The sequence below is a fragment of the Halobacterium zhouii genome (genome assembly GCF_021249405.1).
Classification (GTDB): domain Archaea; phylum Halobacteriota; class Halobacteria; order Halobacteriales; family Halobacteriaceae; genus Halobacterium; species Halobacterium zhouii.
On record NZ_CP089593.1, the window covers coordinates 679187 to 704945 of the forward strand.

General features: G+C 68.3%; 29 protein-coding genes. 12 read left to right on the top strand and 17 right to left on the bottom strand.

The features are described from left to right. Nucleotides 1–218: 218 nt before the first annotated feature. A complete protein-coding gene (locus tag LT970_RS03445) occupies nt 219–1052 on the top strand; it encodes a hypothetical protein (RefSeq protein WP_232687569.1) in 834 nt (277 codons plus the stop codon). Nucleotides 1053–1191: 139 nt separating this feature from the next. Here LT970_RS03445 and LT970_RS03450 read toward each other — a convergent pair whose 3' ends face one another. Continuing rightward, a complete protein-coding gene (locus LT970_RS03450; RefSeq protein WP_232687570.1) occupies nt 1192–2853 on the bottom strand; it encodes a formyltransferase family protein in 1662 nt (553 codons plus the stop codon). Between the two features lie 168 nt (nt 2854–3021). On the opposite strand from LT970_RS03450, the gene purB reads away from it, so the two are divergent. Then, nucleotides 3022–4398: an adenylosuccinate lyase gene (gene purB / locus LT970_RS03455; RefSeq protein WP_232687571.1), complete on the top strand. Its 1377-nt coding sequence runs from the start codon at nt 3022–3024 to the stop codon at nt 4396–4398. 27 nt (nt 4399–4425) lie between these two features. Here purB and LT970_RS03460 read toward each other — a convergent pair whose 3' ends face one another. Genes LT970_RS03460 through dapA form a run of 7 tightly spaced genes read right to left on the bottom strand, consistent with a single transcriptional unit; the run spans nt 4426 to nt 10740 of the window. Then, nucleotides 4426–4956 carry a VIT1/CCC1 transporter family protein gene (locus tag LT970_RS03460; RefSeq protein ID WP_232687572.1) on the bottom strand — a complete coding sequence of 177 codons (531 nt, stop codon included), beginning with the start codon at nt 4954–4956 and terminating at the stop codon, nt 4426–4428. A gap of 31 nt (nt 4957–4987) precedes the next feature. Continuing rightward, nucleotides 4988–6079 (bottom strand): M20/M25/M40 family metallo-hydrolase, encoded by a 1092-nt coding sequence (locus tag LT970_RS03465; RefSeq protein WP_232687573.1) that lies wholly within the window; start codon nt 6077–6079, stop codon nt 4988–4990. Continuing rightward, the gene (dapF, locus tag LT970_RS03470; RefSeq protein WP_232687574.1) at nt 6072–6890 is read right to left on the bottom strand and encodes a diaminopimelate epimerase; all 819 of its coding nucleotides are present in this window, start codon (nt 6888–6890) and stop codon (nt 6072–6074) included. Before dapF ends, LT970_RS03465 begins: the two co-directional genes overlap by 8 nt. 25 nt (nt 6891–6915) lie before the next feature. After that, entirely contained in the window at nt 6916–8211 is a 1296-nt protein-coding gene (gene lysA / locus LT970_RS03475; protein ID WP_232687575.1) for a diaminopimelate decarboxylase, read from the bottom strand. After that, the gene (locus LT970_RS03480) at nt 8208–9041 is read right to left on the bottom strand and encodes a 2,3,4,5-tetrahydropyridine-2,6-dicarboxylate N-succinyltransferase (protein ID WP_232687576.1); all 834 of its coding nucleotides are present in this window, start codon (nt 9039–9041) and stop codon (nt 8208–8210) included. Before LT970_RS03480 ends, lysA begins: the two co-directional genes overlap by 4 nt. Beyond that, nucleotides 9038–9796, bottom strand: coding sequence for a 4-hydroxy-tetrahydrodipicolinate reductase (gene dapB / locus LT970_RS03485; protein ID WP_349292250.1), 759 nt, complete (start codon nt 9794–9796; stop codon nt 9038–9040). Before dapB ends, LT970_RS03480 begins: the two co-directional genes overlap by 4 nt. Nucleotides 9797–9825: 29 nt before the next feature. Beyond that, nucleotides 9826–10740 carry a 4-hydroxy-tetrahydrodipicolinate synthase gene (dapA, locus tag LT970_RS03490; protein WP_232687581.1) on the bottom strand — a complete coding sequence of 305 codons (915 nt, stop codon included), beginning with the start codon at nt 10738–10740 and terminating at the stop codon, nt 9826–9828. 253 nt (nt 10741–10993) lie between these two features. Here dapA and LT970_RS03495 point away from each other — a divergent pair, with 253 nt between their 5' ends. Continuing rightward, entirely contained in the window at nt 10994–11635 is a 642-nt protein-coding gene (locus tag LT970_RS03495; RefSeq protein ID WP_232687593.1) for a metallophosphoesterase family protein, read from the top strand. A 105-nt stretch (nt 11636–11740) separates the two neighbouring features. Then, nucleotides 11741–12238 carry a LabA-like NYN domain-containing protein gene (locus tag LT970_RS03500; protein ID WP_232687594.1) on the top strand — a complete coding sequence of 166 codons (498 nt, stop codon included), beginning with the start codon at nt 11741–11743 and terminating at the stop codon, nt 12236–12238. A 26-nt stretch (nt 12239–12264) separates the two neighbouring features. On the opposite strand, the gene LT970_RS03505 is transcribed toward LT970_RS03500, so the two are convergent. Further along, nucleotides 12265–12453 carry a hypothetical protein gene (locus tag LT970_RS03505; RefSeq protein WP_232687612.1) on the bottom strand — a complete coding sequence of 63 codons (189 nt, stop codon included), beginning with the start codon at nt 12451–12453 and terminating at the stop codon, nt 12265–12267. 89 nt (nt 12454–12542) lie between these two features. Here LT970_RS03505 and LT970_RS03510 point away from each other — a divergent pair, with 89 nt between their 5' ends. The 3 genes from LT970_RS03510 to LT970_RS03520 all read left to right on the top strand — a co-directional run bounded on the left by LT970_RS03510 (nt 12543) and on the right by LT970_RS03520 (nt 14254). After that, nucleotides 12543–13016: a PUA domain-containing protein gene (locus LT970_RS03510; RefSeq protein ID WP_232687614.1), complete on the top strand. Its 474-nt coding sequence runs from the start codon at nt 12543–12545 to the stop codon at nt 13014–13016. Nucleotides 13017–13127: 111 nt separating this feature from the next. Beyond that, the gene (locus LT970_RS03515; RefSeq protein ID WP_232687624.1) at nt 13128–13538 is read left to right on the top strand and encodes a nascent polypeptide-associated complex protein; all 411 of its coding nucleotides are present in this window, start codon (nt 13128–13130) and stop codon (nt 13536–13538) included. Further along, entirely contained in the window at nt 13535–14254 is a 720-nt protein-coding gene (locus tag LT970_RS03520; protein WP_349292234.1) for a methyltransferase domain-containing protein, read from the top strand. The genes LT970_RS03515 and LT970_RS03520 overlap by 4 nt, the downstream gene beginning before the upstream one ends. Before the next feature lie 84 nt (nt 14255–14338). On the opposite strand, the gene LT970_RS03525 is transcribed toward LT970_RS03520, so the two are convergent. Both LT970_RS03525 and LT970_RS03530 read right to left on the bottom strand, forming a co-directional pair. Further along, entirely contained in the window at nt 14339–14653 is a 315-nt protein-coding gene (locus tag LT970_RS03525; protein ID WP_232687639.1) for a transcription factor S, read from the bottom strand. 124 nt (nt 14654–14777) lie between these two features. Continuing rightward, nucleotides 14778–15035 (bottom strand): DUF5789 family protein, encoded by a 258-nt coding sequence (locus LT970_RS03530; RefSeq protein WP_232687648.1) that lies wholly within the window; start codon nt 15033–15035, stop codon nt 14778–14780. Between the two features lie 118 nt (nt 15036–15153). Here LT970_RS03530 and LT970_RS03535 point away from each other — a divergent pair, with 118 nt between their 5' ends. Then, nucleotides 15154–16419 (top strand): MFS transporter, encoded by a 1266-nt coding sequence (locus tag LT970_RS03535; protein WP_232687652.1) that lies wholly within the window; start codon nt 15154–15156, stop codon nt 16417–16419. A gap of 48 nt (nt 16420–16467) precedes the next feature. Here the strand turns inward: LT970_RS03535 and LT970_RS03540 are convergent, their stop codons facing one another. Next, the gene (locus LT970_RS03540; protein WP_232687667.1) at nt 16468–17238 is read right to left on the bottom strand and encodes an enoyl-CoA hydratase/isomerase family protein; all 771 of its coding nucleotides are present in this window, start codon (nt 17236–17238) and stop codon (nt 16468–16470) included. 82 nt (nt 17239–17320) lie between these two features. Here LT970_RS03540 and LT970_RS03545 point away from each other — a divergent pair, with 82 nt between their 5' ends. Next, nucleotides 17321–17812, top strand: a complete 492-nt coding sequence (locus tag LT970_RS03545) for a DUF5797 family protein (RefSeq protein WP_232687676.1) — start codon at nt 17321–17323, stop codon at nt 17810–17812. Nucleotides 17813–17866: 54 nt separating this feature from the next. On the opposite strand, the gene LT970_RS03550 is transcribed toward LT970_RS03545, so the two are convergent. Both LT970_RS03550 and LT970_RS03555 read right to left on the bottom strand, forming a co-directional pair. Further along, the gene (locus LT970_RS03550; protein ID WP_232688679.1) at nt 17867–18895 is read right to left on the bottom strand and encodes a DUF5787 family protein; all 1029 of its coding nucleotides are present in this window, start codon (nt 18893–18895) and stop codon (nt 17867–17869) included. 85 nt (nt 18896–18980) lie between these two features. Next, on the bottom strand, nt 18981–19409 hold the full coding sequence (locus LT970_RS03555; RefSeq protein ID WP_232687684.1) for a bis(5'-nucleosyl)-tetraphosphatase: 429 nt from the start codon (nt 19407–19409) through the stop codon (nt 18981–18983). Nucleotides 19410–19534: 125 nt separating this feature from the next. Between LT970_RS03555 and LT970_RS03560 the strand changes: the two genes are divergently transcribed. Further along, nucleotides 19535–19870 carry an uS10/mL48 family ribosomal protein gene (locus LT970_RS03560; protein ID WP_232687702.1) on the top strand — a complete coding sequence of 112 codons (336 nt, stop codon included), beginning with the start codon at nt 19535–19537 and terminating at the stop codon, nt 19868–19870. A gap of 358 nt (nt 19871–20228) precedes the next feature. On the opposite strand, the gene LT970_RS03565 is transcribed toward LT970_RS03560, so the two are convergent. Both LT970_RS03565 and LT970_RS03570 read right to left on the bottom strand, forming a co-directional pair. Further along, nucleotides 20229–20495 (bottom strand): DUF7513 family protein, encoded by a 267-nt coding sequence (locus LT970_RS03565; protein ID WP_232687704.1) that lies wholly within the window; start codon nt 20493–20495, stop codon nt 20229–20231. Next, nucleotides 20492–22063 (bottom strand): Na+/H+ antiporter NhaC family protein, encoded by a 1572-nt coding sequence (locus LT970_RS03570; protein WP_232687706.1) that lies wholly within the window; start codon nt 22061–22063, stop codon nt 20492–20494. The genes LT970_RS03565 and LT970_RS03570 overlap by 4 nt, the downstream gene beginning before the upstream one ends. Nucleotides 22064–22207: 144 nt before the next feature. Between LT970_RS03570 and LT970_RS03575 the strand changes: the two genes are divergently transcribed. Further along, entirely contained in the window at nt 22208–23488 is a 1281-nt protein-coding gene (locus LT970_RS03575) for an amidohydrolase (RefSeq protein WP_232687716.1), read from the top strand. A 102-nt stretch (nt 23489–23590) separates the two neighbouring features. After that, nucleotides 23591–24169: a plastocyanin/azurin family copper-binding protein gene (locus tag LT970_RS03580; RefSeq protein ID WP_232687723.1), complete on the top strand. Its 579-nt coding sequence runs from the start codon at nt 23591–23593 to the stop codon at nt 24167–24169. Nucleotides 24170–24330: 161 nt separating this feature from the next. Here the strand turns inward: LT970_RS03580 and LT970_RS03585 are convergent, their stop codons facing one another. Further along, nucleotides 24331–25701 carry a geranylgeranyl reductase family protein gene (locus LT970_RS03585; protein WP_232687729.1) on the bottom strand — a complete coding sequence of 457 codons (1371 nt, stop codon included), beginning with the start codon at nt 25699–25701 and terminating at the stop codon, nt 24331–24333. Nucleotides 25702–25759: the final 58 nt, after the last annotated feature.

The window sequence follows — 25759 nt, forward strand, 5'->3', positions numbered from 1 at the left end:
CGTCCGGTGCCGGCTACCAGCGGTTACAGGGCGGCTGCGGACAGTACGACGCAGCCACCGGGAATCCACGGGGCGGCTCTCGGACGGCTCGGGGCGCCGAACGCCGACGCCACTCACTCACACTGTCTCGTGAGCACCTGTACCACGTCACCGGGAATCGTGAAACTGCGGTTTGTGCTTACCGAATCGACTTGATACCCCAGTGCCTCCGCCGAGACATGAACCGACGACGGTTCCTCACAGCAGTGTCCGCGACACTCCCGCTTTCGGTTGCAGGATGTCTCGGAAACGGCAACGACGACGACCAGCAGACTTCCACGGGCTCCCCGACGACGGACGAGCCGACCACGTCCGAACCGATGAAGGTCGGCGAGACCGCCGACCTCTCCGGCGAGACGGCGCTCACGCTCCTCGACGGGACCGCGCACGCCTCGATCATCGTCGGCACCGAGGACGGCCCCGAGGTCGCCGCGAACGAGGGCAAGAAGTGGGCGCTCCTGAACTTCGACGCAGACGCCGTCGACGACCGCCAGACGCTCGTTTCGGACTCCGTGACGCTCACCCTCAACGAGACCGACTACACGGACCCGACGTTCGTGGCCCGCGGCGGCCAGAACGACTTCACCGCCGCCTACGAGGTGCCCGCTGACCTCTCCCCGTGGGCCGGCCACGTCACCGTCGACACCGGCGACGCGTCCGCCACCTGGCAACTCGACGCGCGCACGCTCGAGGACATGGCACACGCCGTCTCGTACTCCGTGACGTCGGTGTCCGTGCCCGACAGCGTCGCCCGCGGCGACAGCTACGACGTCGACGTTACCGTCGAGAACGCCGGCAGCGCTGCGATGCGCTTCCTCGCGCGCCTGAACCCCGCGGGCGTCTCGCCGACCACCGTCGAGTTCGAGGTGCCTCAGGGCGAGACGAAGACGAACACGACGACGGTCACCGCGTCCGTCGCGGAGGGCACCGAGGAGTTCGACGTCTCCCTCGACTGGGGCGTCGACAGCACGACGAAGACCATCGCGGTCGACTCGTCCAGTTCCTCGAACTAACGCCTCCCGACGCGGGAGGCGCCGACGACGGGTTGTCATCCACTTCTCTTTTGCTCCGCCGACTGCCACCAACGGGTTCGTTCAGGCTCGCGTTTGTCCGATTTCGAGTTCGTTCGGTTCCGTGTCGTTTTGCGTCCGTTCAGTCGTGGCGGAACGCCCGGTGGTCGGTGAACGCCATCGCCATCCCGTGGTCGTCGGCGGCCTCGATGACGTCGTCGTCGTTCACGGAGCCCCCCGGCTGGACGACGGCCTCGACGCCCGCGTCCGCGGCGGCCTCGATGCCGTCCGGGAACGGGAAGAACGCGTCCGAGGCCATCACCGCGCCGTCGGCGTTCTTTCCGTTTGCGTCCCGGTCTGCCTTCTTCGCGGCCAGTTCGACGGCGTCGACGCGGCTCACCTGCCCGACGCCGAGTCCCACGGTCTCCGTGCCGTCGGCGAACAGGATGGCGTTGGACTTCGCGTGCTTGAGTACGCGCCACGCGAACAGCATCGTCTCGAGTTCGTCCTCGGTGGGGTCGCGCTCGGTGACGACCTCCAGGTCCTCGCGAGTCGGCGCCCACCGGTCTCGCTCCTGGACGAGCGTGCCACCGACGAGGTCCTTCTCCCGGAACCGCTCGGCGGACGACTCGCCGCGGGGTGACTCGTGGCCTGCGTCAGCGCCGTCCGCGTCTACGTTGCCCAACGGGCCGACGTCGAGCACGCGCAGGTTCTTCGACTCCCGGAGCACCGCGAGCGCGTCGTCGGTGTAGCCGGGCGCGACCACGACCTCCTTGAACGACTCCGTGACGAGTTCCGCGGTCGCCGCGTCGCAGGTTCGGTTGAGCGCGACGATGCCACCGAACGCGGACTTCGCGTCGGTGGCGAGCGCGTCGGCGTACGCGTCTGCGAGCGAGTCAGCGGTCGCCGCACCCGCGGGGTTCGTGTGCTTGATGACCGCCGCCGCGGGGTCCTCGAACTCCCGGACGAGGCCGAGCGCGGCGTCCGCGTCGTTGTAGTTGTTGTACGAGAGCGCCTTCGCGCCCTCGTTCAACTGGTCGGCGTGGACGACGTTCGCGTCCTCGCAGGCGTCGTCCGCGTACAGCGCGGCGTCCTGGTGGGGATTCTCGCCGTACCGGAGGTCGCTCGCTCGACTCTCGCCGGCGAGCCGACGCGCCGGGAGATCCCCGCCAACGTCGGAGTCGACGGTGACGCCGTCCTCGTCGACAGCGAGGTCGCCGTTCGCGAACCAGCGGATGGAGCGCGGGTACGCCTTGAATTCGCCGTCGTAGAGCACACGCTCCTTGAGACTCGCGGCGTCGTCGTCGCCGTAGACGGGAACGGGTTCCTGGGTGACGACGGGACCGGCGTCCACGTCTCCCTCGCGCACGCTCCCATCCTCGGCGACGGCGTTCGTGACGACGTGGACGGTACAGCCGGTCACCGAGAGGCCGGCGTCGAGTACCTGCTCGTGGGCGTCCGTTCCGGGGAACGCGGGGAGGAGACTCGGGTGGACGTTCAGCGTGAGCGGCGCGGCGTCGAGGAACGCCTCGGAGAGCACGCGCATGTAGCCATCGAGACAGACCAGGTCGACGTCGTACTCGGCGAGCGCGTCGACGACGCGCTGCTCGTGCTCGCGGCGGGACTCGTCTCCCGAGCGCTCCACGACTTCCGTGGGAATTCCGCGCTCGGCGGCGGCGTCGAGTACGGGTGCGTCGGCGTGATTCGAGAGCACGACGGCGACTTCTGCGCCCCCGGGCTCGAGTTCGTCTACGTGTAGGAGGTTACGACCGCGATTGCTCGCGAGACCCGCGATCTGCGTCATGGCTCAGACAGTGTCCGCGTCCCGCAAAGCCGTTGTGGTTCAGACCAGGGAGTATGCACGAACGAGCGTAGAAATGGCGGTGATGGGCTGGGGTTTCGAGGATTGTATCCACGTTAATGGAGTATAGGTACCGACACGCTTTTGCCCGGAGCGACGGCACGTTCGGGCATGACCGACGCCCACGAGCTCTACGCGGTGACGCCGCTGGACGGCCGCTACGCCTCGCGGACCGCACCCCTCCGGGAGTACGCGAGCGAAGCGGCGCTCGTCCGCGCTCGCGTGCGAGTCGAAGTCGAATACCTGCTCGCACTCGCGGACCTCGAGGCCGTCCCCCTCGAGTTCACGGACGACGAACGCGAGACACTCTGGGGCGCCTACGAAGCGTTCGACACCGAGGACGCCGAACTCGTCAAGCGAATCGAAACCGATGGCGCTCGCGGCTACGACGCCACCAATCACGACGTGAAGGCCGTCGAGTACTTCGTCCGGGAGGCCGCCCCGGAGCGCGCACACGCCTGGATCCACTTCGGACTCACGAGCGAGGACGTGAACAACCTCGCACACCGCCTGCTCGCGAAACCCGCGGTCGATGACGTCGTGCTCCCAGAACTCCGGGAGGTGCGGGACGCACTCGTCGAGTTCGCCCACGACCACGCGGACCTCCCGATGCTCGCGCGCACGCACGGCCAGCCAGCGACCCCCACGACGTTCGGCAAGGAGATGGCCGTCTACGCCGCGCGACTCGGCCGGGCCGTCGCGCGCATCGAGGCCGCGACGGACGACCTCGCGGGAAAACTCGCTGGCGCGTCGGGCACGTGGGCCGCTCACCACGTCGCGTTCCCGAACGTCGACTGGCGCGCGTTCTCCCGGGAGTTCGTCGAGAGCCTCGGCCTCGACTACGTCGAACCCACCACGCAGGTCAACCCCTCGGACGACCTCGCCGTCCTCTTCGACGCGCTCGCCGGCGCGAATAACGTCTGTCTCGACCTCTCGCGGGACGTCTGGCTCTACGTCTCCCAGCGCTACCTCGGCCAGCAGACCGAGAAGAGCGAGACCGGGTCCTCGACGATGCCCCACAAGGTCAACCCCATCGACTTCGAGAACGCCGAAGGAAACCTCTCGAAGGCGAACTCGGACCTCTCCTTCCTCGGCGACTACCTCACCACGAGTCGCCTCCAGCGCGACCTCTCGGACTCGACGGTCAAGCGCAACGTCGGCGCGGCGTTTGCGTACTGCCTGCTCGCGTACTCGAAACTGAACGACGGCCTCGCGAAGGTCGTCCCGAACGAGTCGGTGATGCGCGAGGACCTGCGCGCGAACCCCGAGGTCATCGGGGAGGCCGTCCAGACCATCCTCCGTCGCGAGGGCCACGACGACGCCTACGAGCGCGTGAAAGAACTCAGCCGGGGCGAGCGCGTCACGCTCGATGACTTCCAGGACCTGTTCGCCTCGCTCGACGTGAGCGACGAGGTGCGCGACGAACTGCTCGCGCTCACCCCGGAGACGTACACGGGACTCGCGGGCGACATCGCTCGAGACGCCTGATCTCAGTTACGCGCTCTCGTCGCTTCCCTACGCGACGCCCTCGAGCAGTTCCCCGACGCCGAACGCGACGGCGGCCGCCAGCAGCCCGACGACGAGCATCTCGGCGCCCGCCAGCCACCACACGCGTTCGGTAACGACACTCCGACTCGCCCCGACCGCGAAGAACGCGGCCGCTGCGGCGGCCAGCGAGACGATGAACGTCGCGTCGAGTCCGAAGACGTACGGCACCAGCGGTGTCCACCCCGCTATCACGAACGCGACGAACGTCACGAGTGCCGTGCGCGCAGGTGGCTTCCCGGCGTCGTCGGCCGCCTCTCCCCGTTCCTCGAGGTAGTCGAGTTCGGAGCGCCGCGACAGGAAGTTGCTCATCCCCATCGAGAACCCGTCAGCGAGCAGGTTCGCCGCACCGAGGATGACCACGACCCGGGGCTCGAGCGCCGCGCCGGTCGCCCCAGACACCACCGCGAACGTCGTCACGATGCCGTCGTTCGCCCCGTAGACGACCTCCGCGACGTACTCCCCGCCCGACTCGTGGCTGTCCAACCACCGAGTGAACATGCCCGAAGCGACGGCGCCAGCCGAGAAAAAGCTACACCAGCGATCCGAGCGCCGCAGTCAGAACCTCGGCGGCCCGAGTCACGTCCGACCGGTGTACGTACTCTCGTTCGGCGTGGGCGACCGGTCCCTCGTCGTCCGCAAGCACACCCGGCCCGAACACCACTGTTGGCGCGTCCGCCGCGAAGTACGACGCCTCCGTCGCCGCGCCGAACGGCCGCGGGTCGTCCACCCCCGCGTCGACGAGCGCTCCGACCACGTCGGCGTCGTCGGGCGTCGAGAACGCTTCGAGGAACGGCGTCTTGCGCTCAGCGGGTCGAACTGCCGCGTCGACGCCGTCACCGGTGACCGCCTCGTGGACGTACTCCTCGAACGCCGCGAAGAACCCGTCCTGGGTTTCCGGCGGGACCGTGCGGCGGTCCACGACGATTCGACAGTTGGCGGGCACGCGGTTCGTCGCTTCGCCGCCCTCGATGCGTGTCGGCGTGAGCGTCGGCGGCCCAAGGTCGGGGTGGTCGTCCGGGCCGCGCGCCTCGTCGAACGACCGGATTGCGGCGAGCACCCGTTCCACGCCAGCGACCGCGTTCGCGCCCGTCTCGGGGTCGGCGGCGTGTGCTGCCGTCCCCGAGAGTTCGACAGTCGCCTGGAAGCGGCCGCGCGCGCTCGTGCAGGCGGCGAGATCCGTCGGTTCGCCGACGATGTAGGCGTCCGCATCCAGGTCCAGTGCCGCAGCGCCCGCTGAATCTGTCTCTTCGTCGGGCGTCACCGCGAGCGTCACGCGTCCATCGTTTGGTTCCACCGCGAGGAACGCCGCGACCAGCGCGGCGAGTGGCCCCTTCGCGTCGCACGCGCCCCGGCCGCAGACGACGTCGCCGTCGCGCGAGTACGGGACGTGGGGTGCTACAGTGTCTACGTGGGTGTTCAACACGACGTGCGGGTGGCCGGAACCGCGTGACTCGAGTACGTTCCCCGCGTCGTCGACGTCTGGTGCCTGGCCGTGTTCGCGGAGCGTCTCGCACAGCAGGTCGCGCATCGCGTCGACGTTCTCGTGGGAGGGTGTCTGGACCGCGCGCTCGTGGAACGCCAGCGGGTCGAACGCGGACGGAAGCGAGTCAGATTCAGACATCGAGTACGCGAACAGAGACGCGTTCTGCTTCACCGGTCTGTTCCCGGACCGTCGGCCCGGTGAGCGTCGCGTGGCCACCCGAGAAGTCGACCCGTAGGTCTCCGCCCGGTGGCCGGACGCGTACGCTGTCCCCGCAGCGCCCCTCGCGCCGGGCGACCGCCGCAACCGCGACGGCGCCTGTGCCACAGGACTCCGTCTCCGCCTCTACGCCACGCTCGAACGTGCGCTGGCGGAACCCGCGCTCGTCATCAGCCGACGCGAACGTGACGTTCGCTCCCTCCGGGAACGCGTCGTGGTGCCGGATGGCCGGTGCGTCGGCGGCCACGTCGACGCTGTCCACGTCGTCGACGAACGCCACGGCGTGCGGAACGCCTGTGTTCACGGCGGTCACCTCGTAGCCGGCGAGTTCCTCGCGCTCGACCGGCGTGTCGCGGGCGACGGGTACTGTTTCTGGCGCGAACGACGGCGCGCCCATCTCGACGGCCACCTCGGCGTCGTCGACGTCCGCGCGCCGAGTGCCCGCTTGCGTGTCGAGCATGACGCTGTCGGCACCCGTTCGCTCTGCAACCCAGCGGGCGGCACACCGCGCGCCGTTTCCGCACATCGACGCCGTCGAGCCGTCGGGCTGGACGAGTGTCATCACCGCTCGCGGCGGCGTGAACCGCTCCTCGAGCGCGAGGAACAACACGCCGTCCACGCCGAGGTCCGCACAGCGGTCCTGTGCGAACGCGCCCCGGTCGGGGACGTGGTTCGCCGCGTCGACGACAGCGAAGTCGTTGCCGGTGCCGTGGTAGATGTCGTAAGGGATCATCGGTTTCGGTGGGTTGGGTTCGACGTCATCGTTCGGAAGCGGTGAGGTCCGAGAGCGAGTCGCGCTCGCGGACGAGTCGGTGGTCGCCGTCCGCGAGCGCGACCACCGCGGGTCGCGGCCGGGAGTTGTACTGATTCGCCATCTCGACGCCGTACGCGCCGGCGTTGCCGACCGCGAGCAGGTCGCCGCGCTCCGGCCGGGGGAGCGAGCGGTCTTCGGCGAGCACGTCGGTGCTCTCGCAGACTGGGCCGACGACGCTCGCCCGGCGCTCCGGCCGGTCGTTCGCGTCCGCGGCGAGCGACCGGACCTCGTGACGGGCGTCGTAGAGCGCAGGGCGGAGTAGCGTCGTCATTCCCGCGTCGACCCCGGCGAGCGTCGCCCCGGCGGTCTGCTTCACGGTGTTCACCGTCGCCAACAGCACGCTGGCGTCCGCGACGAGGTAGCGCCCCGGTTCGACGACGAGTTTCGCGTCCACGCTCGCGAGCGCGTCGCGGGTCGCGTCCGCCACCGCGTCGAGGTCGAGTGGCGCCTCGTCCGGACGGTACGGAACGCCGAACCCGCCGCCGACGTCCACGAACTCAAGGTCGACCGTGGTCTCGCGAGCGACGCTCGCGACGCGTTCGACGACCTCACGGTGGGTCGCCACGTCCGCGTCGGAGAGCATCCCGCTGCCGGCGTGGGCGTGCACGCCGACCACGTCGAAGTCGCGGGCGGCCGCCGCGTCGAGGAGTCCCGGGGCGCGGTCGACTGGCACGCCGAACTTCGCGTCGGCACCGGTCGCCACCGCCTCGCTGTGGCCCGCGCCGACGCCCGGGTGGACGCGGAGCGCGAGTCGGCCCGAGAACCCGCGCTCGTCGAGGCGGGTGATGGTGTCGCGTGCGCCCGCCACGACGGTCACCTCCGGCGCCTCCTCGAGCACGAACGCCAGATCGCGAGCGGGCGGGTTGACGGCAGTGTAGTGGATACCCGCGGGAGCGAATCCTGCTTCGAGCGCGCGGTACACCTCGCCCGCAGAGGCGCATTCTGCGCCAACGGGCGCATTCTTCGTGCCGGCAGGCACGCTCTCCGCACCAGCCCCGGCCTCACGGAGCGTCTCGAGGACCGCGCGGCCCGCGTTCGCCTTCACCGCGTAGTGAACGCCGGCGTCCGGGAACGCCGCGGCGAGGCGCTCGTGGTTCTCGCGCACGCGGTCGAGGTCCTGCACGTACAGCGGCGTGCCGTACTCCGCCGCGAGTTCGCGGAGCGCGCCGGCGGACCAGTCTGCGAGTCGCCGCACGTCCGGATTCGACTCGCTCGCGACGGAGGAATTTCCTCGACTCACGACCGCAACACCTCCTCGCGCTGCGTCGCGTCGAGCGTCTCCGCCTCCAGGTCCATCGCGACGACCGCGGGCTTGTACGCGCCGCCGTCGAAGAGGTCGTGTTCACCCACCGAGGACTCCACGAACCGCGTGAAAGCGCGGCGCTCGGGCGGTAGTTCACCGTACAGGATTTCCTCCGATACGAGGTCGTAGACCGGGACGCGCGGCGTCAGCAGCGTGTTCTCCGCCACGACGGAGTCGCGTCCGACGACGAACCCCGAGGTGACCCGACAACCGGCGCCCAGCGAGACCCCGGATTCTACGACCACCGGCGCGTCTTCGACGGGTTCGAGCACGCCGCCGAGCAGCGTGTTTGCGCCCAACTTCACGTTCTCGCCGACCTGCGCGCAGGAGCCGACGGTGTCACACGAATCCACGAGCGTCCCGTCGCCGACGCGCGCGCCGACGTTCACGAACGACGGCGACATCACGATGCAGTCCGCGCCGACGTGCGAACCGCGCCGGAGCACGGTCCCGTCCGGCGTGTTCCGCGTGCCACGCGCCGCCAGATCGTCCGTGCGACGAAGCGGCAGGACGTCGTGGTAGGTCACGCCGCCGTACTCGCGCGGTTCGGTCTCGCGGAGCGCGAAGTTCAGCAGAACGCCGCGCTTCACCCACTCGACGGCCTCCCATTCGCCGTCGCGCTTCTCGGCGGCCCTGATATCACCGTCCTCCAGTGCGTCGAGGAACGCCTCCAGGGTGTCTGCGTCGTCCGCGCTCGCGCTCGCCGCGTCCACGTCGCCGTCTTCGTGTCGGTGCCACAGGTCTCGTACGTCTGCTTCCAGGCTCATAGTTCGTCAGCGACCTCCGCGAATCGGTAACATCCCGGCGACTGTTCGACGAGCCACGACGCCGCGTCGAGCGCGCCCGCCGCGAACACGCCGCGGTCGCCAGCGCGGTGGGTCAGTTCCAGCACTTCGTCGTTCCCCGCGAGCAGTACCTCGTGTTCGCCCGTCACGTCGCCGGCCCGTCGCGCGTGGACGCCGACCTCGCCGTCCTGCCGCGGTTGGTCGCCGACGCGTCCGTGGACGCGTTCGTTCTGTCCGCTGTCCTCGTCGGCGCTGCCTCCGCTCTCCCGCGCGTCCTCGATCCGCTCCAGCAGGACGTTTGCGGTGCCCGAGGGCGCGTCGCGCTTCCCGCTGTGGTGGGTTTCTGTGACCTCCACGTCGTACTCCGGGAGCGCGCGCACAGCGGACTCGACCGCCGAGAACAGCGCCTGCACGCCCCGGGAGAAGTTCGCGCCGTGGAGCACCGGCACCGACTCGCCAGCGTCGTGGAGCGCCGCCCACTGCTCGTCCCCGAGTCCGGTGGTGCCGGTGACGATTGGGACGTCCGCCTCGGCACACGCGCGAGCGTAGCGAGCGGTCGCCTCGGGCGTAGTGAAGTCGACGACGACGTCGGGTGCGCGGTCGCCGAGCAACGCGCCGAACCGGGACTCGTCGTCGAGTTCGCTGACCGCGTCGTTCGACGGTGGGTCGCGCGCCGCCGCGAACGCCACTTCGTGGGCGCCTCGACCTCGGACTGCCTCGCGGACCGCCCGGCCCATCCGACCGGTCGAACCCGTCACGCCGACCCTCACGCCGACACCTCCCGCGTGTCGGGCGAACCGATCGCGTCGAGTTCAGCGCGAAGCGTCTCGCGACCCTCCGGCGACAGCGCGGAGAGCGGCGACCGGTAGTTCGCGGGCCCCCGGCCCCGCATCTCGAGTGCGGCCTTCACCGGAATCGGGTTCGTCTCGGTGAACAGCGCGCGCGTCAGCGACGCGAGTTCCGCGTGTCGCTCCCGGGCGCGCTCGTAGTCGCCCTCCAGGGCCGCCCACACGAGTTCGCTCACGCGCTCCGGTTCGACGTTCGCGGTGACGCTGATGGCGCCCCGCCCGCCCACCGAGAGAATAGGGAGCGTCAGTCCATCGTCGCCCGAGAGTACCGCGAACGTCTCGTCCCGGGTCCGCTCGACGACCTCGCTGACGCGCGCCACGTCGCCGCTCGCGGCCTTGTACCCCACGACGTTCTCGTGGGACGCGAGCGACGCCACCGTCTCCACGGCGACGTTCCGGCCGGTGCGCGAGGGCACGTTGTAGAGCACCTGTGGCGCATCCACGCGGTCCGCGAGCGTCCGGAAGTGGGCCTCCATGCCCTCGGGCTCGGGGCGGTTGTAGTACGGCGAGATGAGGAGGAGCGCGTCCGCGCCCGCGTCGAGCGAGCGCTCCGCGAGCGAGACGGCTTCTCTGGTCGAGTTGCTGCCCGCGCCCGCAATCACGGGGACCTCGCCGTCTGCTACGGTTGCCACCGCTTCCACAACGGCAACGTGCTCGTCGTGGGTCACGGTCGCGCTCTCGCCGGTCGTCCCCATCGGGACGAGTCCGTCGACGCCCGCGTCGACGAGTCGTCGCGCGTCGGCCCGCAGTCGGTCGAAATCGATTCGTTCGTCGGATGTGAACGGCGTCGGCATCGCCGGGAAGACGCCGTTCACGAGGTCTGGATGTTCCATCTAGGTGTGTCGGGTGTGGTGTTCGAACGCTACGTCCCACGGCGGCCCGACACGAGGTTGCTACGCCCGCAGCGAGCCATTCGGCTCGGCTGTGAAGCGTTTACCCGAGAAAGAGCGGACGCTCCCGGCGACGAACGCAGTGTGGGGAGCGCCTGACATACGCCTTCGTCGGAACCCAATCGATAAAACTCTACCGCCTCCCGCAACTCCCTCCATCGGGGCTTTTTTGCTCCAGCTATGTCCACTCTACAGTATGCTCGTCCTCGGGGACGCCCACGCCACCACGCCCGACCGCCGCCGGGCGCTGTTCGCCGCTTACCGCGCGGCGGACGCCGACGTCGCGCTCCAGGCCGGCGACCTCATGTACTACGACCTCCCCGTCCCCACCTACTTCGTCAGCGGCAACAACGAGGACTTCGACGTTATCGAATCGCTGCGCCACGGCCGACTCCGGAGCGACGACGTCTCGAACGCACACCTCCTCCACTCGACTGCGGCCGACGTCGACGGCCTCCGCGTCGGCGGACTCTCCGGGAACTTCGCGCCGACGCAGTTCGAGAAACCGCGCGCCCAGCTCCACGAGGACCGGCGGCGGCACTTCGTCCACGAGGACGTCGAACGCGCGAAACAACTCGACGACGTGGACGTCTTCATCGCACACGAGGCCCCGCACGGCGTTCCGGTCACCGAGCAGTACGACGTCGGCAATCTGCACGTCGACGCCATCCTTCGCGCGCTCGAACCCGACCTCTGCCTCGTCGGCCACCACCACGAACACGCCGAGGGGGAGTTCGAGTCGACGCGCGTCGTCTCGCTCGCTCCGACCTGGGAGTCGTACTACACGCTCGACCCGGACACGCTGTCGCTCACGCGCCACGACACGCCCACCGCGTGACGTAGCTGTTCCGTACGCGCGGCCGTCAACCGCCCACGTCAGTCGTTTGCCATTCACTGTGGTCGGTCGCGTACTTTCATAACGCAGCGACACTCAGAGTGACGTATGGCTCCGATTCAGTCGGGACAGCGCGTCGCTGTCCTCGCGGACTCTCAGAACCTCTACCACTCCGCTCAGAGCGTCTACTCGCGGAATCTCGACTACGCATCGCTCCTCGAAAAGGCAGTGCAGAACCGCGAACTCACGCGAGCCATCGCGTACGTCATCCGCGCGCAGTCCGAGGACGAGGACAGCTTCTTCGAGGCCCTCCACGACATCGGCTTCGAGACCAAGATCAAGGACATCAAGACGTTCGGCGACGGGTCGAAGAAGGCCGACTGGGACGTCGGCATGAGCCTGGACGCCGTCACGCTCGCCAACCACGTCGACACCGTGGTGCTGTGTACGGGTGACGGCGACTTCTCGCGGCTCTGTAATCACCTCCGCCACGAGGGCGTCCGCGTCGAAGTGATGGCCTTCGAATCTTCGACGGCCGACGAACTCGTCGCCGCCGCTGACTCCTTCGTCGACCTCGCCGAGCGGGAAGATACGTTCCTGCTCTGAGCCCGTCGTTCAGAGGGCCGAATCGATTATACGGTCCTGCCGTCCGTGCCGGTGCTCCCCATCAGGAGCGACCCGGCGGCGAGACCGGTCGTCGCGAGCGCCGCGGCGACCAGCAACAGCAGGGTGTTCGACGTCGGGAGTCCTGTCCAGAAGAGGAGAGCGCTGCTCGCGAGCAGTAACACGACCGCAGCGCCGATCTTTGACGAGTCACTCATACCTGTGGCTTACTCCTGATTGTATTTAAGCGCATTCACTCGTTCGCGCTCCGAAGCGGCTTTACGCGCTCACCGCAGACCGATTCCCTATGCAGGACGGTGAGATGGCCTCGCTTCGGACGGTCGCCGACTACCAGTTCGGGGCGGGCGCGGGCGCGGCGCTGTTCCCGTCCGGAGAACCCCTCGAGATCGACCGGTCGAGCACTGGCCGGCCCCAGCAGGTCGCCCGCGACGACGGCCAGCGACTCGTCTCGGTCGGCCTCGACGGCCGGTTCACGCTCGGCGTCGCGGGCGGCCAGCGACTCGTCGACGAATTCGACGCGCCCGGCGCTCGCGTCACCGTCGGCGACGAGAGCGAACCGTTCGTGCGGGACGGCAAGAACGTCTTCGCGAAGTTCGTGCAGGCCGTCGATGCCGACGTCCGTGCGGGCGACGAACTCGCGGTCGTCCACGAACGCGGCGACGTCGTCGCGGTCGGACGCGCCGAACTGGACGCCGAGTCGATGCTGGATTTCGACTCCGGCGTCGCGGTGATGGTTCGCTCGGGCGTGCCCGACGAGTGAACCGAACCGGCTCGCATTGACCGCTCCGCCGCGTTGTCCGCGCGTGAACACCGTTAGACCGCCTGTTTCGGGTTCGCCATGCTTTTCATCTCTCGGTCCGACCGTCTCGGTATGTTTGGAGGAGGCGGCATGAATCCGCGGAAGATGAAACAGATGATGGAACAGATGGGGATCGACGTGGACGAGATCGACGCCACGGAGGTCGTCATCAAGCTCGAAGACGGTTCGCAGCTCGTGTTCGGAGACCCGGACGTCACAAAGATGGACGCCCGCGGCCAGGAGACCTACCAGGTCATCGGCGAACCCGAGGAGCGCGAGGGGAGCGGTGACAGCGCGGCTGCAATCGACGAGAGCGGCAGTGACGAGAGTAGCGGCGACGAGAGCGGTGGCGACGAGGGCGGTATTCCGGACGGCGACGTCGAGATCGTCGCCCAGCGCACGGGAGCGAGCGAGGACGAGGCCCGCGACGCGCTCGAAGCGACCGACGGCGACCTCGCCGCTGCCATCGAGCGACTCGAGTGATCCTCGTCGTCTGCGACGACCGGGAGTTCCTCTGTGCGCCCGGTGACGAGGTGCACTCCGACCTCGGCGTGCTCGACGTCCCGGAGGACGTCGAACCCGGCGAGACGGTCGAGACGCATCTCGGCGAGGAGTTCACGGTGCGCTCGCTCCGCGGACCGGACCTGTTCAACCACCTCGAACGCACCGGCGCGCCGATGATGCCCAAGGACATCGGCCTCGTCGTCGGGCACACGGGTGCAGCGGCCGGCGACCGCGTGCTCGACGCCGGGACCGGAACCGGCGTGCTCTCGGCGTACCTCGGCCGACTCGGCGCCGACGTGGTGACCTACGAGCGTGACCCGGAGTTCGCAGACGTCGCGCGGGAGAACATGGACCTCGCTGAGGTCGCGGACCGCGTCGACGTCCGCACGGGTGACGTCACCGAATCCCTCGATGACCTCTCCGGATTCGACCTCCTCACGCTCGACACACAGAACGCCCCGGACGTCGTCGCTCGCGCGCCCGAACTGCTCGTCTCCGGCGGCTACGTCGCGGTGTACTCGCCGTTCGTGGAGAACGCGCGGGCGGCGAGCGAGGCCGCTCGGGAGGCGGGCCTCGCGGACGTGCAGACGCTGGAAACCATGCAGCGCCGCATGGACTTCGACGAGCGTGGCTCCCGGCCGTCGACGAGCGGCGTCGGCCACACCGGCTACCTGCTGTTCGCACGGAACAACTGACCGACAACTCCGATTCGGGGGCGACTCGTCGTCCTTCTGCATCCGCCGCCCGCGTGCGTTCAGAACATCGACGCGGCTATCGGTTCAGTTGTCGTCCTCCCGCCACCGGTGCTCGCACTCTGTGCAGATGAAAAAGCGCGTCTCGGATTCGTCCGCCGAGCGAATCTGCTGCATGTACCAGTACGCCTCGTCGTTCTCGCAGTTGGGGCAGACGACTGTCGTCTTCGGGAGGCCCTTGTCCTCGGCCCCGCTAACGTCGACGATTTCGGTGTCCTCCTGGCCCTCGGTGACGACGTAGGAGGCGTCGGGGTCCTTGGGTTGTTTGTTCCCGCAGCTCCCACAGACCCACAGGCCGTCCTCGGCTTTCATCATCGAACCGCACTCGTCGCAGAACTCCATGCCATGTTCGTAGGACACGCGGCGCAGTTAAGCGCCCGGATTCGCTCTTCGTCGGTTGCGTCCCGGGCCCGCGGACTCACCCTCGCGTACTCGACTGTCCCTCGCCTTCGGACTGCCTACTCGACTACCCTTCGCCTTCTGACTGCCCCGGTTCGCCGACAGCCTCCGTCGGCAGGTGGTTGTACACGACCGTCTGGAGGTCCTCGGCGTCGTCGAACGTGTCGTCGTTCGCGCGCCCGAGAACGTCAGCGAGCGGTTCCTCACCGTCCGCGTACAGCAACACCACGTCGTCGAACGCGGCGACGACTTCCTCCTGGGTCACCGGATACGAGAGCGTCTCCAGTTCGCGCCGGAGGTCGCTCAGCTTCACTTCGTGTTCCATGACATCGAGAACCACGTCTATCGCCCTAACTGTTTCCCGACCCCGCACAGGGACGGGGTCGTGACGTGGACTTCGCGTTCCAGAACTGTGAAACGAGGGGCGCGCGTACCGCCGTCCAATGAGTTTTTTCGACACTGACCGGCGTGTCCTCGTGCTGGCGCTGGCCCGGATGGCCGACGCAGTCGGGAACTCGTTTCTCATTATCGTGCTCCCCGCGTACATCGGCGCGCACGGTCCTGTCGACGTGTCTGCGTTCACGGGGCCGCTCTCCATCCTCGGCGTCGACGTGTTGCGGGTGACGGACTCACTGCTCGTCGGTCTCGCGCTCTCCCTGTTCGGCTTCCTGAACAGTTTCATGCAACCGTTCACGGGCAGGTGGTCCGACCGCGCCGGCAAGCGCAAGGTGTTCATCCTCGCCGGACTCGCCCTGCTCGGCGGCGCCTCCGGCGCGTACGCGTTCGTCGACGACTACCAGTTGGTGCTCGCACTCCGCATGCTTCAGGGCGTCGGCGCGGCGCTCACCATCCCCTGTACGGTCGCGCTCGTGAACGAACTCGCCACGGACGCGACGCGCGGCAACAACTTCGGCGTGTTCAACACGTTCCGACTCATCGGGTTCGGCTTCGGCCCGGTCATCGCCGGACTCGTGCTGACGCGGTGGGGGTTCGACGCGGCGTTCGGCGTCGCCGTCCTGGGCGCGTTCGTGAGTTTCCTGCTCGTGGCGGTGCTCGTCTCGGACCCCGAACAGACCCAGGCCGCAGCGGGCGAGGACGTCTCGATAGCCGTCCGCGGCGACCGCCGCCTCCTCGACCCCGTGTTCACGCTCGGCGTCGCCACCGTCTGCATGGGCGTCTGCATCGCGCTGTTCGCCACGCTCGAATCGACCATCAACGCCCGCCTCGACCAGACGAACGTCCTGTTCGGCCTGGAGTTCGGCGCGGTCGTCATCGCGAACGTCGTCTTCCAGGTGCCTATCGGGCGCGCGAGCGACCGGTACGGTCGACGCCCGTTCATCGTCGCCGGGTTCGCCCTGCTGATCCCCGCGACGCTCGCACAGGGGTACGCCTACACGCCCGTCTCGATGATCGCCGCGCGCTTCGTACAGGGGGTCGCTGTCGCCGCCGTGTTCGCGCCGTCGCTCGCTGTCGCCGGCGACCTCGCACGAGAAGGGGAGTCCGGGAGCACGCTCTCGGTGCTCACGATGGGGTTCGGGCTCGGGACGGCCATCGGCCCGCTCGCGTCGGGGTTCCTCGTCCGATTCGGCTTCTCGACGCCGTTCGCGGTCGGGTCAGCCCTCGCGGTTATCGCACTCGTACTCGTCTACACGCAGGTCGAAGAGACGCTCAGCGACCCACAGCCGATGCGGGCCACGCCCGGGGACTGACTACTCGAACTGTCCTACAGCGCCTGACCGCGAGTCCGACGCGCCGACTTACTCGAACTCGGGTTCGCGGTCCTCCAGGAACGCGGTCATTCCCTCGCGCTGGTCGTCGCTCCCGAACAGTCCCGCCCACGTCCGCCGCTCGAACTCGAGGCCCGCCTCGAGAGACGTCTCGTGGCTCTGATTGATGGTTTCCTTCGCTGCGCGGAGCGCCGTCGCCGGTTGCGCGGCGAGGTCGTCCGCGAGCTCCGAGACGTGCTCCCGGAGTTCGTCGTGCGCGACGACCTCACCAACGAGCCCTTCCTCGAGCGCGTCGGTTGCGTCGACCCGCTCCCCGAAGTAGATGAGGCGACGCGCCGTCTCGTCGCCGACGAGGCGCGGCAGTCGTTGCGTCCCACCCCATCCCGGGACGATGCCGAGATCGATCTCCGTCTGTCCTAGCACCGCGCGCTCGGAGGCCACCCGGAGGTCGCAGGCGAGCGCGAGTTCCATCCCGCCGCCGAACGCGTACCCGTTGATGCCCGCGATGGCGGGCGCCGGGAACTCCTCGATGGCGTTCGCCACGTCGTGTCCGAGTTGCGCGTACTCGTTTGCCTCCTCCGGGTCCATCTCCGCCATGTGGGAGATGTCAGCACCGGCGACGAACGCCTTCTCGCCCGCGCCGGTCAGCACGAGCGCGCGAGCGTCGGCGGCCTCGGCTTCCTCGAGCGCGTCGCCCAGTGATTCGAGCGTCGGCACGTTGAGCGCGTTCAACTGGTCGGGCCGGTCGATCGTGATTGTTGCCACGTCGTCCTCGACGTCGAGACGAACGGTGTCCGCCATGGTCGAGTGCACGGACGACGCCAGCATAAGGCTCCGGGGTCCGTCCGCAAGGTCGAAATACTACCCCGGCAAATCCACGCACATGACCCTCTCGGAGGACGCCCGCGAGCGCCTGGCGGACGTCGTGGAACTCCAGCCGACGAAGAACAAGGAGCTACAGGAGCGCTGGGAGATGGAAAGCGGGAGCGACGTCCACCAGTTCCTCGAGTCCGAACTCCGGGACTACTACTACCGGGACGAGAACAGCCTCGTGCGTGCCACCGCGGAGGCCGCCGAACTCGTCGGTGAGGCGCCCGAGGACGGCGAGGCGCCCGCGGTCCACATGTCCGAGAACGAGCGTCGCGTGTTCGCGGTCATCGCCGGCCCCGACGAGCGCGCGGAGAGCGTCGTCTCCGTCCTCCACTCGGTCCGCAGCGAGTTCGACGCCGACACCGAGGCCAGCGATGTCCGGCGCGCGCTCCAGACGCTCAAGCGCAAGGGCATCGTCGAGGTCGTTCACCGGACCGTTCCGACGTACAAACTCGCCGTCGCGCGCGAGGACGTCAACATCGAGGAGGACGAGCAGACGGACTAGTACCGTCGAACAGGGCGAACAGCATTGCCGGCCTCGGCGGCAGAAACGAGCGTTCTATCGCTGTCGCTGTCGCCGCTCCTCGAGCACGCGCTGGATGGTCTTCCCGGGGCCGCCATCGAGTGGCCAGTTCTTTTGGCGCCACGCAGGCGGTTCCGGTGAGAGCGACGAACACGACGACGAGCACTCCGACGCCGTCGGCTCGCATTCTTTGGCCCCGCAGTACGGCACGTAGCCGTGTTCGGCCCGGCGCACTCCGAAGTGCCGGCAGTCCGGGCGCATCGTGTCGACGTACGACCGCCAGCCCCGCTCGTACGCTCGCTCCGCTATTTCGAGGCGCTTCTCGGCCTTCCACTCGGCGTCGGCGTACTCGAAGGCGGCCGGCGACTGGTCGAATTCGCCGCCCGACGGTCGGTCGGTGATGCGCGTGCCGACCGCGTCGGCGTCGAGCGACCGCGGGTGCCACGCCACTGACGCTTCGCCATCCGCCGCGTCGAACGCGAGAATTCCCGCCTCGACGGGCATCTCGCGGAGCAACGCTGGTTCGACGTCCTCGTCGGTCGCTTCGGTCGCCAGCCACACCTCGTCGGCGAGGGACAGCGCGACGTCGCGTTCCAACTGATCCGCGAGCACGTCCGCCGCGGACGCGTCGAGGTCGGGTTTGTTCTCCACGGCGACGATGCGCTCTACCCAGTCGGGGTACTGCCACTTCCGCCGCAACTCGATGCGGTTCCCGTTCCGGCGTTTCTCTACGACGCCGCGGTCGGCCGCGCGGTGTACCGCCTCGCGGACGTACCGCCACGGGTAGCCTGGATGCGGGAGCGCGTCCCGGTAGAACGCCCAGTCCGCGGGCGCGTTCCGGACGACGTGCAGGAGGTCCGAGTCCAGTCGTTCGGTTCCGAAGTTCGCGCGTGCGGCCAACCTCTCCGGGTCGACTTCCACGATGACAGTGTCCCATCGTCGGTCCCGGGTTCCGAGTTGCCGCGCGACGAAACACGGCCGTCGCTGTTCGGCCTCTGGGTGCCAGTGTCGCTCCGCCCACGCGCAGACGCGGAGTTCGAACGCGAACTCGGACACGACCGACAGCGGGCGGGCCACGCACCTACGTCTTTCGGCGTCGCTCGCGCCAGCCCGACCGCGTTCGCCGCTCCGTCGGCCGTCGTTCCGACAGTCAGGCCTTGGCCTCCTGTTTCAGGAACTCGTGGGCGTCCCGGAGGATGTCGCGGGGCCCGTCCTGCGTGATGGTGTTGATGGCCTGGTCGTAGTCGCGCCACTGCAGGTCCGAGTGTTCGTTCGACAGTTCAGCGCTCGCCTCGAAGGACTTCGCGATGAACAGGTGGACCGTCTTGTGGATCCGCTTGCCGTTGGCCTCGAACACGTACTCGTACTCGTCTCGGAAGCCATCAACGAGGCGGAAATCCTCGATGCCGGCTTCCTCCTGTACCTCTCGAATCGCCGTCTGTTGGAGCTCTTCGCTCCCCTCCACGCCACCCTTCGGGAACTCCCAGTCCCCGGGCCGGCTCTTGAGGAGGAGGTATTCACGCCGGTCCCGCGTGTCGCGGAACAGGATCGCTCCGGCGCTGGTCGCTTCGACCGTCATTACCAGTCGTTACTCGGCCACCAGTTAAGAGAATATCGGACCGGGTGACAGTGTGCCACGCGCCGCTGGCAAGCGCACGCTTTTTGGCAGTGGACGCCTTTCGTCTCCAACAGCACCTCCCAGCTATGACCTTCGTGACCAAACTCTCCCTCAAGAGTGGGGACCGGGCAGCGCTCGACGGTGTCGTCTCCGACATCAAGCAGACGTGCACTCGAAAGGGCGCCGAGATGAAGGGTCCGCACTCGGACTCCCCCCTCGAGGAACGCGTCCCCATCTACGCGCGCCTCGACGGGCGAGCGGATCCGGCGAACAGCACCTGGCACTACACGGTGTACCGCCGACGAATCGAGATCCACGGCCACGACGATCTCGCACGCTCCGTCATGGAGCGAGACTTCCCTGAAAGCGTCCACGTCGAGGCCGAACTCGAACAGGTCAAGCCACTGGGTTCGTCCGCGTAGAACTCTCTTCAGGTAGTTCTCCCCTTGCAGTCGGTACTCGTCGCGTTTCTCTCCCTCGCAGGTGGTGAGCCAACCAACAGACCTGGTCGCGCGGCCCCGGGCCAGCAGATGCCGCCAGCGTTGGCCCTGTAGACACCGACAGCGTTGGGCTTCCAGATGCCTCCAATGTTGGACTTGCAGGTGTCTCTAATGTGGGCTTGCAGACGCCTCTGTTTCGGGGACGGCACGGCGTCGTTCCGCGTCCACCGCCCCGCACGAACTCAGTTCACGGGCGTGGGTGGCCGCGCTCTCGCACTTGAACGTTCGCCCGCAGAAAAGACGCGCTCGGCCCGTTCCGCGAGTCGGGTGGGCCGCGTCGTCAGTAGGAACTCTGTCCGACGGTTTCGAGGTAGGTCGCCGTCCCGTCGTGGTCGTTTCCGTCGAACTCATCGATCCGCAGTCGGACCTGCAGGTCGACCGGGTTCTCGGGCGGGTCTTCGAGGTAGAGTTTCGTGTCGCCGACGCGCACGACTGCTCGCCCGTCCTCGACGCCGGTGACGAACGCGACGACCTCTTCGCCGGGTTCGAAGGTCGGCCTGTTCGTTCGGAAGCCGATGCCGGTGAAGAACGCGGAGAGGCGGCTCATACGCGCGCCACCTCCTCTGATTCGCGGTCAGTGATGTACTCGAGCCCGTACCCCGAGAACGCGGCGACAACGAACGTCGCGAACAGCAGCCAGCCGTGGAACACGAACGGCCACACCTGGATGGGGCTCACGACCAGCGACTGCGTAAACCACTCGTAGCTGGAGCTCTCGACGAGCCCCTGCATCGTCGCGAACCCGACGAGCACGCCGCCAGCCCACGGGAAGATGTAGCCGAGCGCGCTCGTGTTCGCGTCCAGGATGTTCGCGCGCCGGTAGCCGTTGATGTTGAACCGTTCGCCGACCCGAGCGACGTACGGCGCGATGGCGATCTCGGCGGCGGTGTTGATGGTGATCATGGCGTTGACGAGCGCCGTGCCGAACACCATCGTCGCCTCCGCGCGCCGAACGTTCGTGGCGACCCGGGTGAGCAGAACGTCCTGAATTGCCTGGAAGCCCCCGCCGCGAATCATGATGCGCGCCCCGGCGACGATGAGGAGCGTGAGCACGATGAGCGGGAAGAAGCCGAGCGCACCATCGTAGAGACTCCCGGAGACTGTGGCGGTGCCGTCGGTCAGTGCGACGAACGGCAGCCACGCGAACTCACGCGCGAGGCCGGCGCTCTCCGGCGCCTGGAAGAGGAGCGCGGGACTACGTTGGAGGCCGTCAGCGAGCAGCGTGGTGTACTCGGCGAGCAGTTCGCTGCCGACGTTGAACGCGAGCGCGACGACGATGCCCCACGAGATGGCTTCCACGATGTGTCTGCCGGAGACGGCGAGCGCGATGACCGTCGCCATCGAGAGGACGTGGATGAGGCCGAGGGCGTTGCCGTCGAGTCCGCCGCCAGCGCCAGCGCTCACGGTGGCGCCCGGCATCAGTTGCCCGGCGATGAGGTACGCGAGGAGCGCGGGGACGGCGGCGACCAGCGCGTACTTGAAGCGGGACGCGACGACGCCGCCGATGTCGGCGTCCTGGGTGACCGCGGAGACGATGGTGGTGTCACTGACGGGCGCGAGGTTGTCACCGAACACCGCACCGGAGAGGATCGAACCGAACAACAACACGGGGTTCGCGCCGAGCAGCAGGCCGGCGGGGTAGAACAGCCCCGTGAACGCGATGGTGGTGCCGTACCCGGTGCCGATGCCGGTGGCGAACAGCGCGGCGAGCAGGAACGTCGCCGCGGGGAACAGCGACCCGGTGACGTTCGCGACGTCCGCGGCCCAGACGAGGCCCTGTACGAACCCGCCGTCTTGGAGCAGCTGGGCGAACATGCCGGCCCAGAGCCACGCGACGATGGCGGTGGCGGCGACGCGCTGGGTCATCCCCTCGAAGATGGTGTTCGCGTACGACGCCCACGACCCCTTCGTGAAGAACATGCCGACGATGAGCGCGCCGAGCATGCCGACGACGAGGCCGCTGGTGTCGCTGACCTGGAGGACGCCGCTCTGGAAGATGGCCCACGCGACGAACAGCGCGAGCGGCAGTGCACTGACCAGTCGACCGCCGTAGAACTCGATGTCGTTGCCGTCGTCGTGTAGTTCGTCGGCCGTTTGCTCAGTGTCTGGCGGCATTTGTGATACTCGGCCCGACGAACTCGCGGTACAAAAGTTACTCCCAACAGTGCGACGTGCTACAGACACTCACGCATCGACGTCGCTTCGCCAGAATGCGCGCCGACGGCACAGTTTATGTGGCGGCCACGTCTGATTTTGGACATGGACGCAGCGACGCGCGAGCGCCTCGTCGCGCTCCGACGAGACCTGCACCGTCACCCCGAACCCGCGTGGTGCGAGTTCTACACGACCGCCCGCGTCGTCGAGGCGTGCGAGCGAGTCGGTGTCGACGAACTCCACGTCGGGCCGGACGCCCTCGCCACCGACGACCGGATGGCGGTCCCCGACGACGACACGCTCGCCGAGTGGCGGGACAGGGCCCTCGACGAGGGCGCAGACGAATCTATCGTCTCGCGACTCGAGGGTGGGAAGACCGGCGCCATCGCCGTGCTCGAGTGCGGCGACGGCCCGACAGTCGGGCTTCGAGTGGACATCGACGCGCTCCACATTACGGAGTCGACCGACGACGACCACCACCCCGCGAGTGCGGGGTTCCGTTCCGAACACGAGGGGTATATGCACGCCTGCGGGCACGACGGCCACGCCACCATCGGCGTGGGCGTCCTCGAAGCCGTCGCAGACAGCGACTTCGAGGGGACGCTGAAGGTACTCTTCCAGCCAGCCGAGGAGCGCGTCGGCGGCGGACAGGCGATGGCCGAGAGCGGGCATCTCGACGACGTGGACTACTTCTACGCCGTCCACCTCGGACTCGACCACCCGACCGGCGAAGTGGTCGCGGGCGTCGGCGGGTTCCTCGCGGTGAGCCACATGCTCGCGGAGTTCGAGGGCGAACCCTCGCACGCCGGTGCACACCCCGAGCAGGGCCGGAACGCGGTGCAGGCGATGGCCACCGCTGTCCAGAACCTGTACGCGATTCCGCGCCACGACGACGGCGCGACGCGCGTGAACGCGGGGCACGTAGGCGGCGGGTCCGCGACGAACGTCATCCCCGAGGAGGCGTTCGTCGAGGGCGAGGTGCGCGGCGAGACGACCGAACTGATGGAGTACATGAAGGAGAAGGCAGACCGCGTGCTTCGCTCGGCCGCGGAGATGCACGAGTGCGACGTGACCATCTCCACCGAGGGGGAGGCGCCGAGCGCCGAGAGCGACCAGGCGCTCGTCGACGTGTTCGCTGAGGACGCCGGGTCGGTCGAGGGCGTCGAGAACGTGGTCGAACGGGACGCCCTCGGCGGGAGCGAGGACGCGACGTACCTGATGCGGCGCGTTCAGCAGACCGGCGGCCTGGCGTGTTTCGTCTGCATCGGCACCGACCACCCCGGCGGCCACCACACGTCGACGTTCGACGTCGACGAGACCTCACTCGACGTCGGCATCGACTCGCTGTCGCGGGCGATCTGCTCGGTCGCGGCCGACCGCCCGTAGCCAGCGCCACCACGGACACCGTCGGCTGTCCGCCGCCTGCCGTGACGGCAGCCACACCGAACGGCACCAACCGCTTTGTAGTTAGCTGAGCTATACGTCCCCATGGGAGAGCACGTCAGCCGACGGCAGTTCCTGCGGTCGCTGGGCGGCGCCGGCGGCCTCGCGGCCACAACGAGCGCGGCGGCGGCACAGGACGAACAGTCGACGGCCACCGTCGCGATGACCGACGACCTCGTCTACCAGCCGGAAACGGTGACCGTGGCTCCGGGAACGACCGTCGTCTGGGAGAACGTCGGGAACATCGCTCACACGGTGACCGCGTACAGCGAGGAGATTCCCGAGAACGCGCCGTACTTCGCGTCCGGGGGGCCCTTCGACTCCGAGCAGGCGGCCCGCGCCGCCTACCCGGACCAGGGCGTCATCCCCGGCGGCGAGACCTACGAGCACACGTTCGAGACGACGGGTTCGTTCGGCTACTTCTGTATTCCCCACGAGAGCGCGGGGATGATCGGGACCGTGGAGGTGACCGAGAATCCGGGTGCCGGCGGCGGTGGCGGCGGCGGGTCTATTCTCCCGAACAGCGCGAAGACGCTGGGTGTCGTCGCGACGTCGGTGCTCGTCGTGGTGCTCGGGTTCGCGTGGGCGTTCGTGAAGTACGGCGGCGACTACGGGGACGAATGAACGGTTCGAGACGAATGTGGCGAGCAGGCGACGCAAGTGCGGAGCGCGAGGCGGGGCATCGCCGTTCCGAAGTGGCCGCCTCGCGGCAGTTCTCAGGTCACGAGACGGTCTGCCCCCGTCCCGGTATTTGAACCTTCGGCCGGTAGAGGCGGGTTCGACAGTCAGTACTTGGGGTCGGCACCCGTGACGTCGTAGACGTCCGCCATGATGTCGTCGCGGCGGGACTGCCAGGCGTCCATCCCGTCGGGACTCGAGGGGTAGTCCTCGTAGTGCTCCAGGAGGCGGTCGGCCTGCTGTTTCACCTTGTAGAAGTTCCAGATCTGGCCCCAGTAGCCGAAGGACTTGAGCGTGGTGGCGAGTTTGAGCCGGAGGCTGAAGTCCGCGCTGCCGGCGTACAGCGCCTCCGCGAGTTTCTCGCCGGGGAGCGAGGCGAGCAGACCCATCAGGTCGTTCACGTCCACGGCGGTCGAGAGGATGTTGTACACGTCGAGGCCGGCGTACCGCGCGCCGAAGTGGTCCATCACGCGCTCGTTGTACGCCCAGAGCGCCTCCTCCGAGAGGTCGCCAGTCTCGATGGCCTTGATGGCCTGCTCGCCGGCGTACTTGCCCGCGTACGCGGCGCCCGCGATGCCGCCACCGGTCGTCGGATTGACGTGGCCCGCGGCGTCACCGACCGCGATGAACCCCGGCGCTGTCGCCGAGTCGTACGGGCGGCGCGTCGGAAGCGCCGCGCCGAGTTTGTCGGTGACCGTGGCGTTCTGGAACTCCGGTCGGTTCCGGAGGTCGCGTTTCAGGTCGTCGACGAGGTTCATCGGCTCCTCGGTCATCTGGAAGCCGAGGCCGGCGTTGATCTCCGTGCTGGTGCGCGGGAAGTACCAGAGGTAGCCGGCGGCGCGCTCGGTCGGCTTGAACACGAGCGCGTCGTCCCACTCGACCTCCTCCTCGACCTCCACGATCTCGCGGTACGCCGAGCAGAACTGGGAGTACGAGACGTTCGTGTCGAAGGTCGTCCCCGAGAAGTCGACCTTGTCCTGGAGCAGCGAGAGCGAGCCAGCGCCGTCGACCACGACGTCGGCGTCGAACTGCACGACGTCCCCGCGGTGTTTCCCGCGGACGCCCGTGACCTTCCCGGAGCGGTCCTGTTCGACGTCCTGTACGACGACGTTGTAGTGGAAGTCCGCGCCCGCCTCCACGGCGCCGTCGATGACACAGCGCCCGTACTCCCAGCGGTCGACGACCGCGAGTTCGCCCGGCACGGGGATGTCGAGGACGGTGTCCTCGTTCGGGATTTCGAAGCGCCCGTGGTCGACGCCCGTGTTCGTGAACGCGGACTCGAGTTTCGACTTCGGGATGGCCTCCGGGAACGCGTCCGCGCCCTTCAGCGCGTCGCCGCAGGCGATGTGGCCCGCCTCCTGTTCGGTCTTCCGCTCGACGACTGCGACGTCGTAGCCCTCGCGTGCGACCGTCGCGGCGGTGTAGCAACCCGAGGTGCCCGCACCGACGACGACCACGTCGTACTCGTGGGTAGTCATACGAACGAGTTGGAACCCGCAGAGAAAACTCTTTATGCACCAATCCGTCCTCTCCCCG